The sequence below is a fragment of the Maridesulfovibrio sp. genome, from assembly GCF_963677005.1.
GTDB lineage: Bacteria > Desulfobacterota > Desulfovibrionia > Desulfovibrionales > Desulfovibrionaceae > Maridesulfovibrio.
The window spans coordinates 1030201-1043288 of the sequence record NZ_OY781616.1; the positions used below are offsets into that span (position 1 = coordinate 1030201).

Consider the following 13088-nt stretch of genomic DNA (forward strand, 5'->3'; position numbering starts at 1 on the left):
CCTTCCTAGTTGACATTACACACCAATAAAATTCATTATACCGCAAATCAATTTACTATTCATAATCAATGGAGTTCTCAGTGGCGAATCCAGAGCATTTAAAGATATTGGAACAGGGTGTTGAGGTTTGGAATAAGTGGCGTGAAGAGAATCCTGATGTTTGTCCTGACTTAAATTTTTCAAATATCGAGAGGGCAAATCTAAAAGGAATAAAGCTCGGGGGGGCAAAGCTCAAAGGGGTAAAACTTGAGGGGGCAGATCTTACGATGGCAGATCTCAATGGGGCAAAGTTAGCAGGGGCAAATCTAAGGGATGCAAAACTTGAAGGAGCAAATTTTAAGTGGGCAGATCTTGAAGATACAAACCTCAGGGGGACATATCTAGAGGGGGCAAATCTCGGAGGGGCAAATCTCGGAGGGGCAGATCTCAGGTGGACAAAACTAACAAACGTAAACGTGCAAGGTGTCAAATTTGACAACAATATGGAATGCAGAGGCATCAATGTACAAGGCTGCATTGGAAGCCAAAGATTTGTCAGACATGTTATGGATCTAGATTATATTGAAGAAACCCTAGAAAAACATCCGATTAAATTCTCCTTTTGGTGGTTTACTTCTAACTGCGGCCGGTCCATATGGCGCTGGGCAATGTTATCTATTTTTTTCGCTCTTGGCTTCGGATATATTTTCTCACAAAATCCGGAGTGGTTTGAAATCAGCACCGACGGGATAAAAAACAGCTGGTTTACCCCATATTATTTTAGCATCGTCACTTTCACGACACTTGGCTTTGGAGATGTGACGCCTAAGACGACCATTGGAGAACTATGGCTAACGGCCGAAGTCACGCTTGGATATATAATGTTAGGTGGTCTGATAACTTTATTTGCAACTAGAATGGTACGCCAAAGCGGCTGATCACAAAAAAACACCCCGCCAACCAAGCGGGGTGCTTCATTTCAAATCCTACTTCCCGAGAGCCTTTGCCTTGCCCCAGCGGGCCTGTGCGGCTTTCCGCGCTTTCTCGGACCGGAGCCGTGCGGCTTCCTCTTCTTCCGGCGATTTCATTTCGCCCGACCTGCCCTGCATGATTGTCAGTTGCGTAGTCAGGTAGCGTTGCATGTGATCCGCTTCGGCCCTGGATAAATCCTTGAGTGCGGAGGCCGGTTCCTTGCCCAGAAAGGTCATGATCCTGCCGATGCTTTTATCCAGCACCTCGTGTTCTTTCCACGCTTCCCTTTCTTTGAGCAGCACACCCCACTTGGCAAGCAGGGCGTATAGGGAATCGTATTCATCAATGGTCAGCAGCGCGGACTCTTCAGCCCCCTGCCCCATTGTGTAGCACCCCGTCTTTCTCAGGCTGGGTATCACTTCCGAAGTGATCCACTTGCGGAACTTCTTTGCTTCCGGCTTGCGGCTCCTGAAAATCAGCGAGTACAGGCCGGACTCGGAAACTGCTGACATTTCTTGCTTCCCGCCAGGGGTGTCCACTAATACCGACCCCCTTTCATTGATCCTGCTGTGATAGAAAAAGGGCTTGACCCAAAAAGATCAATATACCCCCCGTTAAACCAAGAAATTTGTATAGAATCGATCAATAGTGGATCCTTAGAAATCATAATTAATTTTCTTTCCTCCCCTGAAGGGCAGTTAACTGCAGCGACTATATCAGTTCCTGCGACTCTAAAAGCCCTAGGAAAATTCCTACGCGCTATATCAAAATCAATTAAAGATTCATCTGAAACCTATAGAAATTTCACATATATTCAAAACTCAAAAAAATTAACAGAAGCTGAATGCCGTTTGAAAAACGCTCAAGCACATCAAATTGAAATAGCGAATCAAATTTCAACAGTAGATGACCGCCAACTATCTGTTCATGAAGAACAATTTCTTGATGAACGACTTTCAGGAAATGTAGAATTTAATTCATTAGTTGATCAGTTTACCGCCGCACATCCCATCCTAAAAGAACGAAAAGAACTAACCTATACGTCATTAAATCCTTTAAAAAATGCCGTGTTAAATATTTCAAAAACAGGCAAAATAAATCCAGAAATAACTCTGCCTACATTAGAAAATTATGGTGAAAATTAAACTCATTAGGCCGGAGCAAAACCAAGCCAGCTCCAATCCTTTTCATTGTCATTAAGGAACTGCAGCCGCCTGCGCCTGTACATTGTTTCAAGGCTGCCGGTATTTGAGTTCCTGCTTTTGGCCACATCCAGAGTAACCTCCACCAGATCGTCGGTGGTTTTAGGATTCCACGGACGGATGAAAATGACCTGGTCAGCATCCTGTTCTATTGCTCCGGACTCGCGCAGATCCGAAAGCAGCGGAATCTTGTTCTTGCGGGTTTCAACCTCCCGGTTCAGCTGGCCCAGAACAACAAGGGTGATCCCGGTGTCCATGGCCGTCTCTTTCACTATGCGCGAAATCTCGGCCACCTCCCTTTCTCGTGATCCGCCCCTGGTATCCGGCCGGACAAGCTGAATATAATCCACAACAGCCAGACGCAGACCGAACTCACGCTTCCAACGCCGGCATTGGGCCCGAAGTTCGGAAGCAGATAATGATGGCCTGTCCCAGATCCGCAACCACGGATCCAGACCTTGAAAATGTTGTGCGAAATCATAAATATTCTGCCAGTCTTCTGACGTGAATTTCCCGTCACGAAAACGCATTCCGTTAATACCGTGAGTAGATGAGAGGTAGCGATTGACGAGCAGATAGCTCATCATCTCCAGGGAAAAGATCCCGACCGGAACCTGGCTGAAAACCGAATAAAGGGAGAAATTAAGTGCAAGTGCCGTTTTGCCGTTAGAAGGACGTCCGGCCAGAATGACAACTTCGCCGGGAAGAAATCCGCCGGTGATGCTGTTGAGCTTGTATAGATGAGTCTTGATTCCATCACCGCCGCGAGATTCAAGGCCCTCCAGATATTTCATATATCCCCGGATAATTTCGGATGGCTTCTGCGCGCTGACGTTGACCCGATCCTCAAGGACTGAATCAACAATCTCCTGGGCGGATGCTGCAAACTGTGAAGGATCAGCTTCAGGGGAATAAGCGTGCTCAATAAGCTGCTGTCCCATACGGGCCATTGCCCTCCGCCGGGCATAATCCTGCAGATCCCTAGCCCACCCTTTGGCGTGACTGACAGGCTGAATGTCGCTTGTGAGTTCGGCAAGAAAGACAGCCCCGCCGCACTCGCTGGAGCGGCCGTTTTTCATAAGCCGATCATTAAGCGTAACGAGATCAATAGGAACCTGTTCACGATGCATGGCTAGAATAGTCTGCCATATATTCTGATGAACAGGACTGTAGAAATGGTCCGGAGTCTTCAGGATAGGAATGAGGTCGTCAACATTGCGACCGTTATCCCTGATCACGGCACCGAGCAGAGCCCTTTCCAGCTCCATGTTGTTGGGAGGTGCGGACATGTTCATGAGAACACCTCAAAACATTTTTCCGCAATTTGGGTAGCATTTGGGTAGCAAAAAGATAAGGGGTTACGCTGCATAAGCAGTGTAACCCCTTGAAATATCTGGCGGGCAATACAAGATTCGAACTTGTGACCTTCAGCTCCGGAGGATACGCATTCGAATCCGGTGTATGTTATTTCAGGTAGTTAACACCCATTCTTTTCCCTTCAAATAGACCTAATTCGGGTGGAAAGGTGAGCAAAAGGTGAGTAAAAACACCCCCCAATTAAACGGCTAAAACTCCTCATCTACACCCGGCAATAACAATTGGTTGCCAAGTTTCGGATAAGCTCTATCAAGAGCTCTTTTAAACCCTTCCCAAGTTGTCGAGGCACGCATGAGCGCCTCTACACCTGCAATGTGCTGCCTAAGCTTAGGGTGTCCAGAATCAGTGTTAAACCATTGATGATGTCGGACTGCACGGTTTCCCTTTTCATTCTTAGGGTTCTTCCTTTTGAGTTCTTCGAGAAGACCGGGCGCGAGGCGCTCATATACAAAGTCATTTGTCCACTTACCTATTACGCCCGGACGCGCAGTAGACATATCGTTAAATTTCCACCCATTAAGCCTAAAAATTTCTTTATAAAAACTGTCCGGGAAAGTTTTAGTCCATTTTTTTAACTCATTGTCGAGATACTGTTCAAGAATTTTGGCTAAAGCATTTTTCGCACGTATATCTTGATAACCAGTGGCTTCATCGACAAGAGCATCAATACCAACAGTAGCAAGACCACGAAGAAGAATATATGCTTTCTCTGCCGTTTCTTCCTGATTTAAATTGAGCGCCCCATCATTGCGAGCGGTAATCCATACGTTACAAATATCGGGCAATAGTTCGGCAGAGACACCGACAGCAACCTCTCCACGCTTGTTAGTGTACTCGATAGGCGCCAACAATTTTTCATATAATTCTTCAGAGATATAAGGAGTTAAGTAGTTTGCTGATATATACTCTGGCAACATAGGCGCTTCGCTTTCTTTCTTCTTTCTCCAATAAGCGCCTCCCCCTCTTCTGTCCAATGACAATGCTAAACTTCTATCTACGAGAACTCGTGTTTCATCCTCCAAGACAGCACATGAAATTTCGTTTCCATTAATGTTGAGCTTGCCTTGGTGAGTTGCCTTTAGCATATTGTCTGGCATTTTAACCTCTTGGAGTTTCAATATTATAAAATAAAGATTTGTATATTAAAATAATCAGCGTAAATCAATCGTTAGTCAAGTACACAGACATATATCTAACATGCGATTAAATTTTGCAAAAAACTAAATGCAATATCCTTTTTTCAACAATTGAGTTGACACAAAAGCATTACAGCATTACATCTATATTATGAAAAAAGAGCAGACCTTGTTTTCGATGCGTCTGGACAAAGACTTCCACAGACGCATCAAAATTTTTGCCGCAGAACAGGAAGTGACCATCAAAGCAATGTTCATTGAATGTATGGAAAAGCGGATGGCAGAGGCCGAAAGGAAAAAGAAAGAAGAGAATAAGTAACCAAAATTAAAGCGGCCCGCCAAGGTGTACCACCACCGAGACGAGCCTAACCACAAACAACCTGTAAAGGAGGTTGTCATGGCTGGAAAGAACTTAGCCAATTCACGCACTTCTGACAACAGTTCAGTTGTCGGTTCACCTACGCTTGTTGTATCGGACGGCAAGCCTGTTGTCTCGTCTATTGAGATTTCCAAGCATTTTGGCAAGCAGCATAAAGACGTTCTCAGAAAGATTGAATCGCTTGAAATTCCAGACGATTTTGGACGGCGCAATTTTACGCCGTCCTCTTACATCAATTCCCAGAACAAACAAATGCCCTGCTTCAACCTAACCCGTGACGGCTTCGCCTATCTGGTTATGGGCTTCACTGGCAAAAAAGCTTCAGAGTGGAAAATCCGCTACCTTGAAGCCTTCAACGCTATGGAGCAAGAACTTATCCGCAGGCAATGCAACACCCCCATGCAGACACCAGCAGAGCTACCGGAAGAATCGGAGCACCCGCGCTGGTATAATTTCGTTTATGCCTTCGTTCAGGCAGAATGCCGCCCTGATCCGGGCAGCAGGATTTCAAAAGAAGCCATTTACGAACATTATTGCAACTTCTGCATACGGAACAACGCCAGCCCGGTACACCGTATCCGTTTCTTTACCGCCCTGTATTGCCACGCTACCTACATAAAGGAAACGCGCCCGCATATTGACGGTATGCGGCCCCGGATGCTGGCGAATATTGCCGTTACTCCGTGGCAATCCGCACCCAAGGAAGCTTTGAAACTATGCGCACCGCCTACCCGATCCGCCCCACCCTACCGCCGGGCCATTACCCCGGAAGTGCACCCCGCGCGCACTGGCCATAACCATATGGACACAGCAAAAGAAGTAATGCTTCGGGATATTGAAAGCCGCCCACGCGAAGAGCGGCAGGCACTGCTTATGGCATATGATGCATTGATTGAAGCTGAACAGGTTTTGGATGGGGAGGTGCGTAATGGATAGCAAGCTTTTAGGTTGTCACGTTTCGGATATGATGTCGGCGTGTTGTGCTTTGCGAGTGTTGTCGGACAAGCTTCAATTGGAAGACCGTTACGGCGAAGCCTTCATACTGGATTCAATCAGGCGGGTTGTTTCTGAAAGCGCGAATGCTTTTGATGAATATGATATGCAGGTGCAGATGGGAAAATCTGGTAGAAAGAAGCCTGCACCTGTTTTGGAGTTGGTGCGGAAGTAAAAAAAACTCCCCTAAGGCGCGGCTCTAGGGGAGTTTTTTTTGCTTTATTTGCTTGTATTATTACAAGGAAATATCTTTTTCAGTCTTTTTATAAATTTTTTAGTTTTTGGGAAAAAAATAGGCATGTTAAAATCAACTTCTCCCGTTTCTTTATTGTATACATATTCTGTGTATATTTTTCTTCTTTGGGCAACCTGCTCCAACAGCTTGTAATTATAATAAGAACAAATTACGCACCATGGAAATAAGAACAATACCCCAACCTTAAAACCGTTTAAGTTATCTGCAACGGCAACGAATGGAGATATGATGCTCAAACATTTAATAGTCAAGTCTGAAAAATTTCTCACTTCCAAAGATGGCTGTATCCAACTTTTAGAATTGACTCTTGGAGAATGCCATGAAGGAGGGTAATCGCCTTGTTCATCGGTAAAAGATTGACTTCGTCTTTCTAATTCCGAACAATAAGCAGACAACAGACCAATGATACTGTCGTTATGAACGTAATAGCTAGCAAAATATGTTGATATTAGCGGAATAATTATTCCTATAAAAATCCGTGCATGGTTATGTACATCGTGTTCTCCTGCATAAAAAAACACTGATGTCAACGCAATAATTGCAGCCATATGAGCGGTATTAACGTTTGTCCTAACTGCTATTCTGGTATTTATTTCAGACTGAGCAGCTTCATACTTTGTGGCCGCTGAAACAATAGAAATATCCTTATTCATCCGTATTGCCTCCTTTTTTAAAATATGCAGCAAAAAACAACTAGTCAACTTTATTTATATTAAATGTTTGAATTAAACCCTTTCCCCCTCAACACTCGTCACATACCCCCCACTCCCTAACTTATGAGTAGCACGGGTAATAGACCAAAGCCCATTTTTCTCAGCCCGAAAACCAGAAAGCGAAAGCCTACCCTCTGCCCTTAGTTCGGGCCTACCGGGAAGGCTTCCAGAAAGGCTTTGCTTGCCCCTTTGGAAAGCCTCAAGCTTACCCTTTGCGGCCTTAATTGCGGCTTCAGGGGTTGGGTAAATATGTCTGATCCGGTGAACGGGTTCACCACTCCCGGCTATCTCTTCAACATCCCGCGCGCCTTCAACATCACGCCATAGGGCCACCACGGTATTAAAATTCGTGCGGGATTCAATATCAACACTAACGCTGGTCACCTGATTAGGGACAAGTTCAATGGTGGGCATGGATTTGCCCGAAACTGTTTTACCTTGCCCCTTATGGGCGAAGATCAGTTTGCCCGCGTTGGCCTTGGCTATGGCATCATGGTCCCGCGCGATCCGGGTTAGCAGGTGCATGTCAGATTCATTTATCTGGTCGATATGAGGCAGGGCCACCCCGGACAGATCAGCAGCAACGGCAGGATCAAGACCATGGTCAGCGGCTATGGTGGCAACCATTGCGCCTATGGTCTGCGGAGTCCATGAGCGTTTTTTCTGCGTCTGAAGCTGGGAATAATTTGAACTCTGATCCTGCGGCGCGCCAGCGGCTTTAATGTCCATCTTATCCGGTGGCCCGGATAGGCGCACGGAATTAAGGACGTACAGCCCCATGAAGGTTGCCGCGTTGCCATAGCCGAGCCAGACTTTAAACTGGCTCCCGGCGGGCGCCACGGCATAACCCTTATCATTAATGGATATGTCCAACGAATCAGATTTTACCCCGGCTTCATCGGTGATGGTCAGCGAAATTAAATCGTTCTGAATTGCGGCGGTAATGTCATTACCGTTACATTCCACGCGGTAAACGGGCTTGTGAGTTAATCCCATATGTTGATCCCCTGATCCGGTTCCGGCGTGGCGACTTCCGGCAGGATGATTTCAACCCCGGCTTCCAGCACCGGGCCGAGATCGGCAAGACCCGGATTTGCTTCAAGCACTTCCGGCACAGCGGATTCAAAGCCGTAATACTTCCAGCATATGCGGTCCAGCATGTCGCCATCTTTGGTGGTGTAAGTAATCATTCTTCAAACCGTTCAATTTTGAGGGTAAATTCCTGCTTTTGGGCTACCCCATCCCGAAAGAATGCATCGTCCTTTTCAGTAAGGGTTACGATAACCCACTTGTCGTGAACATTTCCGAGGCCGTCCACCAGCATCAGCGGTTCGCCCTTACCCTGCATTTCGCGCATCTTATCAATCTGGCCCAGCCCGCCTTTATAGGTCGGGTAGATTACGCCGGGTAGAGTGATAGAATCATCCCCCGGTCCTAAATCCTGGTGGGCGGCGCGTTTGCCGATCCGGTTAATCTTCGCCCAATTCCGAGCCGTTGACCTCTGCAAATCCTGATATGCGGCAGTATCCACAGAAAAAATAAAATCACCGAGTTTTAACATCCCCACAATTTCACCTTTTACCCGTCATACATGGCAAGCCGTGAATTATCCCGGCTCCTTTCTTCAATCCGCTGCATAACCTCATCCGCGATTTCTTCGGAAGATTGGCCCGGCGCGGCATGTACCTGAATTTCAAATTTGTTGGAAATATTGGTCTGCTTCTGTTCCGTATTTTGGGAATTGTCCGTTACCCCCTGTAAAAGATTTTGGGAGGGTGGAATTTGAACCGGAACATTTTGACGATAAGCCTGCCCTACTTCCAACGTATCTTCTAGAACGGGCCGAGCTCCGGTTACTGTTTCCGGTCTGGCCTCGGCAACAGGCACTGATTTCTTTACGGCATCGCCGACTTTGGGAGTGGGTTCTTTTTCCTCTTCATCATCTCCAAAACCGAAAAAACTTCCGACACTGGAAACAACACTGCCTACGGTATCAATCAGCCCGGAAAAGAATTCCTTGATCGGCTCCCAGTATTTCCAAATAAGCATAGCCCCGCCGACAACAGCGGTAACAATCAAACCGATAGGGTTGGCTGCGACAGCCGCGCCAATGGCCTTAATCCCGGTAGAAATAAAAGGTAGAGCCTGCCCGACTGTGACCAGCGAGCTTGCAAAACTGACCATACCCATAGCGGCTTTACCCGCCATGACCGCGCCGACCATCATGGCTACGTTTTCAATTCCGCCCACGGCGGAAATAAAACCCGCAACCATAGAGCCGACCTTGTACAGCCCCTTGCCGAAATCAATTACGGCCGGGATCATACCCCGCACGGCATCACCAACGCCCATAAGATCGTCCTTATGGGAACGCACGTAGTCGGCAAGTTTGGGTGCATATTCGGAAATGAGCGGGGCCAGCGCGCCACCTATCAGGCCGGAAACTTCAGCAGCAACCGAGCCGACAACTGTAGTCATTTGAGAAAAGGCGGTATTGTAATCAGCCGCACCCTTGCGCCCTTCCTCGGAAAGGACATTAAGTCGCTTCTGCTGGTTAATTATTTCGTCAACGCCTTCCTTGCGAGTGCGTAGGTAGCCGAAAAATTTATTAGCTTCTCCGCCCATAAGAATATCGGCAGCGGCTGAAGCCTGCTGGCCATCCGGCATGGCCTTGATTGCTTCGGCAATCCTCTTGAACTGTTCTTCCGGGGCCATGTCCTGAAGTTCTTCAAACGACAAGCCGAGCATTTCAAGGGATTCCTTGACCGGGGTAATTTCTTCAAGCCCGGCGGATTCACCGAGCTTGTTATTCATTTCTTCAATGAGGTCGCCAACGGTATCAACTTCGAATCCGGCTTCGCGGGCCACCCCGCCCCATGCCTGAAATTCTTCAGCGGAAACACCAAGAGCATTGGCAAGCTTGACCTGTTCGCCCGTGGCCTGATTCACCATAGTAACGGCAGTGCCAACAGCGGCAGCCCCAGCAACCACAGAAGCCCCAACCATACCACCAGTGCGCGCCAAGTCGCCGACCTGTGCTTTCATTTTGCCGCCAGCTTCCACAGCGGCGGACATTTTCTTGTAAGCCTTGCGGGACTTATCAAGCTGTTTTGCAAGTTTGCGGTGTGCACCGGTTAGGTTTTTTGTATCAACCCCGGCCTTTTCCAATTCAGAACCCAAGGAAGCTAGTTTATCCTGATTGGCCTTGTACGCCCTGCCTGCCTTTTCCGCGGAGGCTTCAGCGCGCTTGACCTCGTTCAGCATCTTCTTTGTAGGCTTAGGATGCGCTTCATATTCCTTGCGGAGCTTGGCGGCATCTCGCTTCAATTCCCGATAAGCCTTACCGGATTCGCGCACAGCAGCGGGGTCATACTGATTAAGCAGGTCCATCTTGGCACGGGCATCCTTCAATTCATCAGCATAAAGCGATACATCGCCGGACAGCAGCTTCAGAGAATCACCAATACGGCCTTGCCGTGCTTCCATTTCCTGAAGCACGGAACCGACTTTATCGACAACAGTTTCCGTTTCAGCAACGCCGGAACTGAATTCACCGAACCGGGAATCAGCTTTCTTGACTGCATCACCCACGGAGACAAGACCGCTTTGCACTGAATTCATGGAACTGCCGAAGGAGCCTTTTACGGCTCCGCCGACTTCCACCACTGCGGAATATTTTTTACTTGCCATCCTTCAGCCTCTTCATTGCCTGCACGTCCTGAATGAATTCTTCGGTGTCCATGTCCATAATTTCGGCCCGGCTCCAGCCCGTGAAATGGGCCAGAGCCAGAACCATACGCCGAACATCGTCCGGGTTTAGGATAAAAAACCTTTGTATTTCTCTTGCAGCTTTTTGTAGTCCTTCATATCCAGATCATCTATCAGGTCCGGCGAGACCTCACACAGATTGGCAAAGAGAACTGATTCATAATCAGCATCGTTTTTAGTGCTTTTCCTTGCGGCCTTCTGGTCGCGCACTTTCGCACGGCGCATATTCAGTTCTTTAATTTCTACGCCGCCAAAATCTACCGGGTAATCAAGTGTGATAGGTTCCATTATTTACAATCCTATTGCTTTACGTCTTTCTTCAAGCTGATCTTTGCCGTTAACAATGCGAACCATATTAGGTACATCAATTTCGTAAAGAACCGTCCCGTCCTGTTCGCGCTTGTAATAATCAAGCTTCATCGTAAATGTTAGCGGTGAATTCTCACCGGGCTTCCATCCTCCCTCCTCAACAGAAGTAATTACGCCACGCATATTAATCACAACACTGGACACGCCTCCATAATATGAATCAATTGACCCCTTGGCGGTGAGTTGGGGTTTATCGCCAGCAGTAACACCCCATAATGTCAGAACTTCTGGAAAGTGACCGGATAAAACAAAAGAAGTTTCAAGCGGTTCCATGCCCATTTCAATAGGAATAGATGTGTCCATTCCTCCGCCCCGGTAATCATCAATTTTAAGGGTGAGCTTGGGAGGATTAAATTCATCCACATTTCCGGCATACCCCTTACCATCAACAAACAGGTTCATATCTTTGATTTTATTATCTCCGTAACCCATTTAAAATACCTCCTCAAAGTAATCGTCAACCATGCGGCTTCGGAAAGTGACATGCTCGGCTGGTGCGGGTGCGGTGAAATCAAAGTCAAAATAGACCTTGCCCGCCGCAAGCTGATCCGTGGTGTTGAGTTCCGGGTCGGCCCAGCAAGTGCCGCCGAGAATCGCGCCCTTGTTTTTCAGGTTCCGCAGGTAATTGTTTACGCCTTCAACCACGTCTTCAAAGTAAGTCTTTGTGATGTTGCGATCCACGGCCCAGAGGTGAGCCTGAAGCAGGGATTCGTTAATCATGTCCGCAGTACGGCGTACATTGAGGAAAGCCCACTTAGGGTCACTACCGCAAAGACAGTTACCCCAGAGCCTGAAACCATCTTCATTGATGATTGTGGCTACATTCTTTTCGTTAAGCAGGTTGGCCCGGCAATTGGCATCACCGAGGGCAAAGTCAACCGGGCGACCAGTGCCGGAAATACCCATAATTTCCTGATTGGAAGGCGACCACCAGAAGCCTTTATCATTGTCAATCTTGGCAATCATCCCGGCTACACGGGCGGAAGGCGGTTCATTTACATAAACACCATCCCGGTAGACCTTCACCCACGGATCAACGAGGTAGCAACGCGCGCCAAGGTCGTTTTCCATAGCGATTGCGTCCGCATCGTTGGTGTTGGGACCATCTACCAGCACGATTGCACGCATACGATTTGCAATCCCTTCCAGTTCCGCTACCACGGGATTCTTCAGGAAAGTGCCAGGGTTCTCTTCGTCCTCATCCTGCTGGTGGGTGAAACCCGGAGCCAGCAGAACACGCGGGGTATATCCCAGCGCGGACTTGCAGCCCAACAAAGCCTGCACCCCTTCGTATTCCCCGGTATTGGCATCCACCCCGCCGATTACATTGGTTATGGTTGCGGCAATATCCGCGCCTTCTTCAACGCGGATCACGATCACAACCGCGCCAATCTGGTCAAAGATTGCATCAAGCGCGTTGGGCAGGGTTCCGGCTGCATTACCCACGGTATCGAGCTTTGCAGCTTCGGTACGATTGCCCGCAATCAGGACAGGTTTGTTAATGGGAAATGCGGTTGCATCGGCATCCGGCGCGGTGCCGATTATGCCGATAACCGAAGAGCGCACCGTACGAATAGTGCGCGGGCCATCGTCAATTTCAATGACTTCTACGCCATGAAGAAAATTCTCAGCCATTGTTGTCTCCTGTTATTCGTTTTTGCCCATCAGGATGGTACGGACAATTCCCGCCATATCCTGAGAAGCGGCCTTAAGTTCTTCAAAAGTCGAGGCATTGCCGATTGCAGTTTCGGCGGCGGCAAAAGCCGTGTGCGTCTCGGTGGATATCAACCCGGTATCAATGGTGCGGGTTTTGACCCGTACCGATTTTTCCGAACCGGGAATGATCATTTCAGAGGTTCCCCGAAATTCACCGAGGATGTGCGGCGCAAGTTCAGCCGCCAGCCGTTTCTTTTCATCAAGCGTCATGCTGTTAATATTCATTGT

At 47.9% G+C, this 13088-nt stretch carries 17 protein-coding genes; 5 read left to right on the forward strand and 12 right to left on the reverse strand.

The features are described 5' to 3' along the window. The first annotated feature begins 80 nt into the window (after window positions 1-80). Window positions 81-917, forward strand: a complete 837-nt coding sequence (locus ACKU4E_RS04725) for a pentapeptide repeat-containing protein (protein ID WP_320169931.1) — start codon at window positions 81-83, stop codon at window positions 915-917. Between the two features lie 48 nt (window positions 918-965). Here ACKU4E_RS04725 and ACKU4E_RS04730 read toward each other — a convergent pair whose 3' ends face one another. Further along, a complete protein-coding gene (locus ACKU4E_RS04730) occupies window positions 966-1490 on the reverse strand; it encodes a BRO family protein (RefSeq protein ID WP_320169932.1) in 525 nt (174 codons plus the stop codon). Between the two features lie 30 nt (window positions 1491-1520). On the opposite strand from ACKU4E_RS04730, the gene ACKU4E_RS04735 reads away from it, so the two are divergent. Next, window positions 1521-2096 carry a hypothetical protein gene (locus ACKU4E_RS04735; protein ID WP_320169933.1) on the forward strand — a complete coding sequence of 192 codons (576 nt, stop codon included), beginning with the start codon at window positions 1521-1523 and terminating at the stop codon, window positions 2094-2096. A 5-nt stretch (window positions 2097-2101) separates the two neighbouring features. On the opposite strand, the gene ACKU4E_RS04740 is transcribed toward ACKU4E_RS04735, so the two are convergent. Both ACKU4E_RS04740 and ACKU4E_RS04745 read right to left on the reverse strand, forming a co-directional pair. Next, window positions 2102-3448, reverse strand: a complete 1347-nt coding sequence (locus ACKU4E_RS04740; protein WP_320169934.1) for a replicative DNA helicase — start codon at window positions 3446-3448, stop codon at window positions 2102-2104. Window positions 3449-3718: 270 nt separating this feature from the next. Beyond that, window positions 3719-4627 (reverse strand): P63C domain-containing protein, encoded by a 909-nt coding sequence (locus tag ACKU4E_RS04745; RefSeq protein ID WP_320169935.1) that lies wholly within the window; start codon window positions 4625-4627, stop codon window positions 3719-3721. 217 nt (window positions 4628-4844) lie between these two features. Here ACKU4E_RS04745 and ACKU4E_RS04750 point away from each other — a divergent pair, with 217 nt between their 5' ends. From ACKU4E_RS04750 to ACKU4E_RS04760, 3 genes are all read left to right on the forward strand, one after another. After that, window positions 4845-4985 (forward strand): hypothetical protein, encoded by a 141-nt coding sequence (locus ACKU4E_RS04750; protein WP_320169936.1) that lies wholly within the window; start codon window positions 4845-4847, stop codon window positions 4983-4985. A gap of 78 nt (window positions 4986-5063) precedes the next feature. After that, the gene (locus ACKU4E_RS04755; protein ID WP_320169937.1) at window positions 5064-5981 is read left to right on the forward strand and encodes a Rha family transcriptional regulator; all 918 of its coding nucleotides are present in this window, start codon (window positions 5064-5066) and stop codon (window positions 5979-5981) included. Beyond that, window positions 5974-6213, forward strand: a complete 240-nt coding sequence (locus ACKU4E_RS04760; protein ID WP_320169938.1) for a hypothetical protein — start codon at window positions 5974-5976, stop codon at window positions 6211-6213. Before ACKU4E_RS04755 ends, ACKU4E_RS04760 begins: the two co-directional genes overlap by 8 nt. Before the next feature lie 44 nt (window positions 6214-6257). Here the strand turns inward: ACKU4E_RS04760 and ACKU4E_RS04765 are convergent, their stop codons facing one another. The 9 genes from ACKU4E_RS04765 to ACKU4E_RS04805 all read right to left on the reverse strand — a co-directional run bounded on the left by ACKU4E_RS04765 (window position 6258) and on the right by ACKU4E_RS04805 (window position 13085). Further along, window positions 6258-6947, reverse strand: a complete 690-nt coding sequence (locus ACKU4E_RS04765; protein WP_320169939.1) for a hypothetical protein — start codon at window positions 6945-6947, stop codon at window positions 6258-6260. Window positions 6948-7019: 72 nt separating this feature from the next. Next, entirely contained in the window at window positions 7020-8003 is a 984-nt protein-coding gene (locus ACKU4E_RS04770; protein WP_320169940.1) for a contractile injection system protein, VgrG/Pvc8 family, read from the reverse strand. Beyond that, window positions 7994-8197 (reverse strand): tail protein X, encoded by a 204-nt coding sequence (locus tag ACKU4E_RS04775; protein ID WP_320169941.1) that lies wholly within the window; start codon window positions 8195-8197, stop codon window positions 7994-7996. The genes ACKU4E_RS04770 and ACKU4E_RS04775 overlap by 10 nt, the downstream gene beginning before the upstream one ends. Further along, window positions 8194-8568, reverse strand: a complete 375-nt coding sequence (locus ACKU4E_RS04780) for a phage tail protein (RefSeq protein ID WP_320172618.1) — start codon at window positions 8566-8568, stop codon at window positions 8194-8196. The genes ACKU4E_RS04775 and ACKU4E_RS04780 overlap by 4 nt, the downstream gene beginning before the upstream one ends. Window positions 8569-8585: 17 nt before the next feature. Then, window positions 8586-10697, reverse strand: coding sequence for a phage tail tape measure protein (locus tag ACKU4E_RS04785; protein WP_320169942.1), 2112 nt, complete (start codon window positions 10695-10697; stop codon window positions 8586-8588). Window positions 10698-10823: 126 nt separating this feature from the next. After that, window positions 10824-11063 carry a phage tail assembly protein gene (locus ACKU4E_RS04790; RefSeq protein ID WP_320169943.1) on the reverse strand — a complete coding sequence of 80 codons (240 nt, stop codon included), beginning with the start codon at window positions 11061-11063 and terminating at the stop codon, window positions 10824-10826. Window positions 11064-11066: 3 nt separating this feature from the next. Further along, the gene (locus ACKU4E_RS04795; RefSeq protein ID WP_320169944.1) at window positions 11067-11576 is read right to left on the reverse strand and encodes a phage major tail tube protein; all 510 of its coding nucleotides are present in this window, start codon (window positions 11574-11576) and stop codon (window positions 11067-11069) included. After that, window positions 11577-12779: a phage tail sheath C-terminal domain-containing protein gene (locus ACKU4E_RS04800; RefSeq protein ID WP_320169945.1), complete on the reverse strand. Its 1203-nt coding sequence runs from the start codon at window positions 12777-12779 to the stop codon at window positions 11577-11579. Window positions 12780-12791: 12 nt separating this feature from the next. Next, complete coding sequence (locus tag ACKU4E_RS04805; protein WP_320169946.1) at window positions 12792-13085, reverse strand: hypothetical protein; 294 nt, start codon at window positions 13083-13085, stop codon at window positions 12792-12794. Window positions 13086-13088: the final 3 nt, after the last annotated feature.

Coding starts and splice junctions, on each gene's coding strand:
- ACKU4E_RS04755 (WP_320169937.1), top strand. CDS start 5,064: ATGGCTGGAAAGAACTTAGCCAATTCACGCACTTCTGACAACAGTTCA.
- ACKU4E_RS04740 (WP_320169934.1), bottom strand. CDS start 3,448: ATGAACATGTCCGCACCTCCCAACAACATGGAGCTGGAAAGGGCTCTG.
- ACKU4E_RS04775 (WP_320169941.1), bottom strand. CDS start 8,197: ATGATTACTTACACCACCAAAGATGGCGACATGCTGGACCGCATATGC.
- ACKU4E_RS04790 (WP_320169943.1), bottom strand. CDS start 11,063: ATGGAACCTATCACACTTGATTACCCGGTAGATTTTGGCGGCGTAGAA.
- ACKU4E_RS04800 (WP_320169945.1), bottom strand. CDS start 12,779: ATGGCTGAGAATTTTCTTCATGGCGTAGAAGTCATTGAAATTGACGAT.
- ACKU4E_RS04765 (WP_320169939.1), bottom strand. CDS start 6,947: ATGAATAAGGATATTTCTATTGTTTCAGCGGCCACAAAGTATGAAGCT.
- ACKU4E_RS04770 (WP_320169940.1), bottom strand. CDS start 8,003: ATGGGATTAACTCACAAGCCCGTTTACCGCGTGGAATGTAACGGTAAT.
- ACKU4E_RS04795 (WP_320169944.1), bottom strand. CDS start 11,576: ATGGGTTACGGAGATAATAAAATCAAAGATATGAACCTGTTTGTTGAT.
- ACKU4E_RS04805 (WP_320169946.1), bottom strand. CDS start 13,085: ATGAATATTAACAGCATGACGCTTGATGAAAAGAAACGGCTGGCGGCT.
- ACKU4E_RS04745 (WP_320169935.1), bottom strand. CDS start 4,627: ATGCCAGACAATATGCTAAAGGCAACTCACCAAGGCAAGCTCAACATT.
- ACKU4E_RS04785 (WP_320169942.1), bottom strand. CDS start 10,697: ATGGCAAGTAAAAAATATTCCGCAGTGGTGGAAGTCGGCGGAGCCGTA.
- ACKU4E_RS04750 (WP_320169936.1), top strand. CDS start 4,845: ATGCGTCTGGACAAAGACTTCCACAGACGCATCAAAATTTTTGCCGCA.
- ACKU4E_RS04760 (WP_320169938.1), top strand. CDS start 5,974: ATGGATAGCAAGCTTTTAGGTTGTCACGTTTCGGATATGATGTCGGCG.
- ACKU4E_RS04780 (WP_320172618.1), bottom strand. CDS start 8,568: ATGTTAAAACTCGGTGATTTTATTTTTTCTGTGGATACTGCCGCATAT.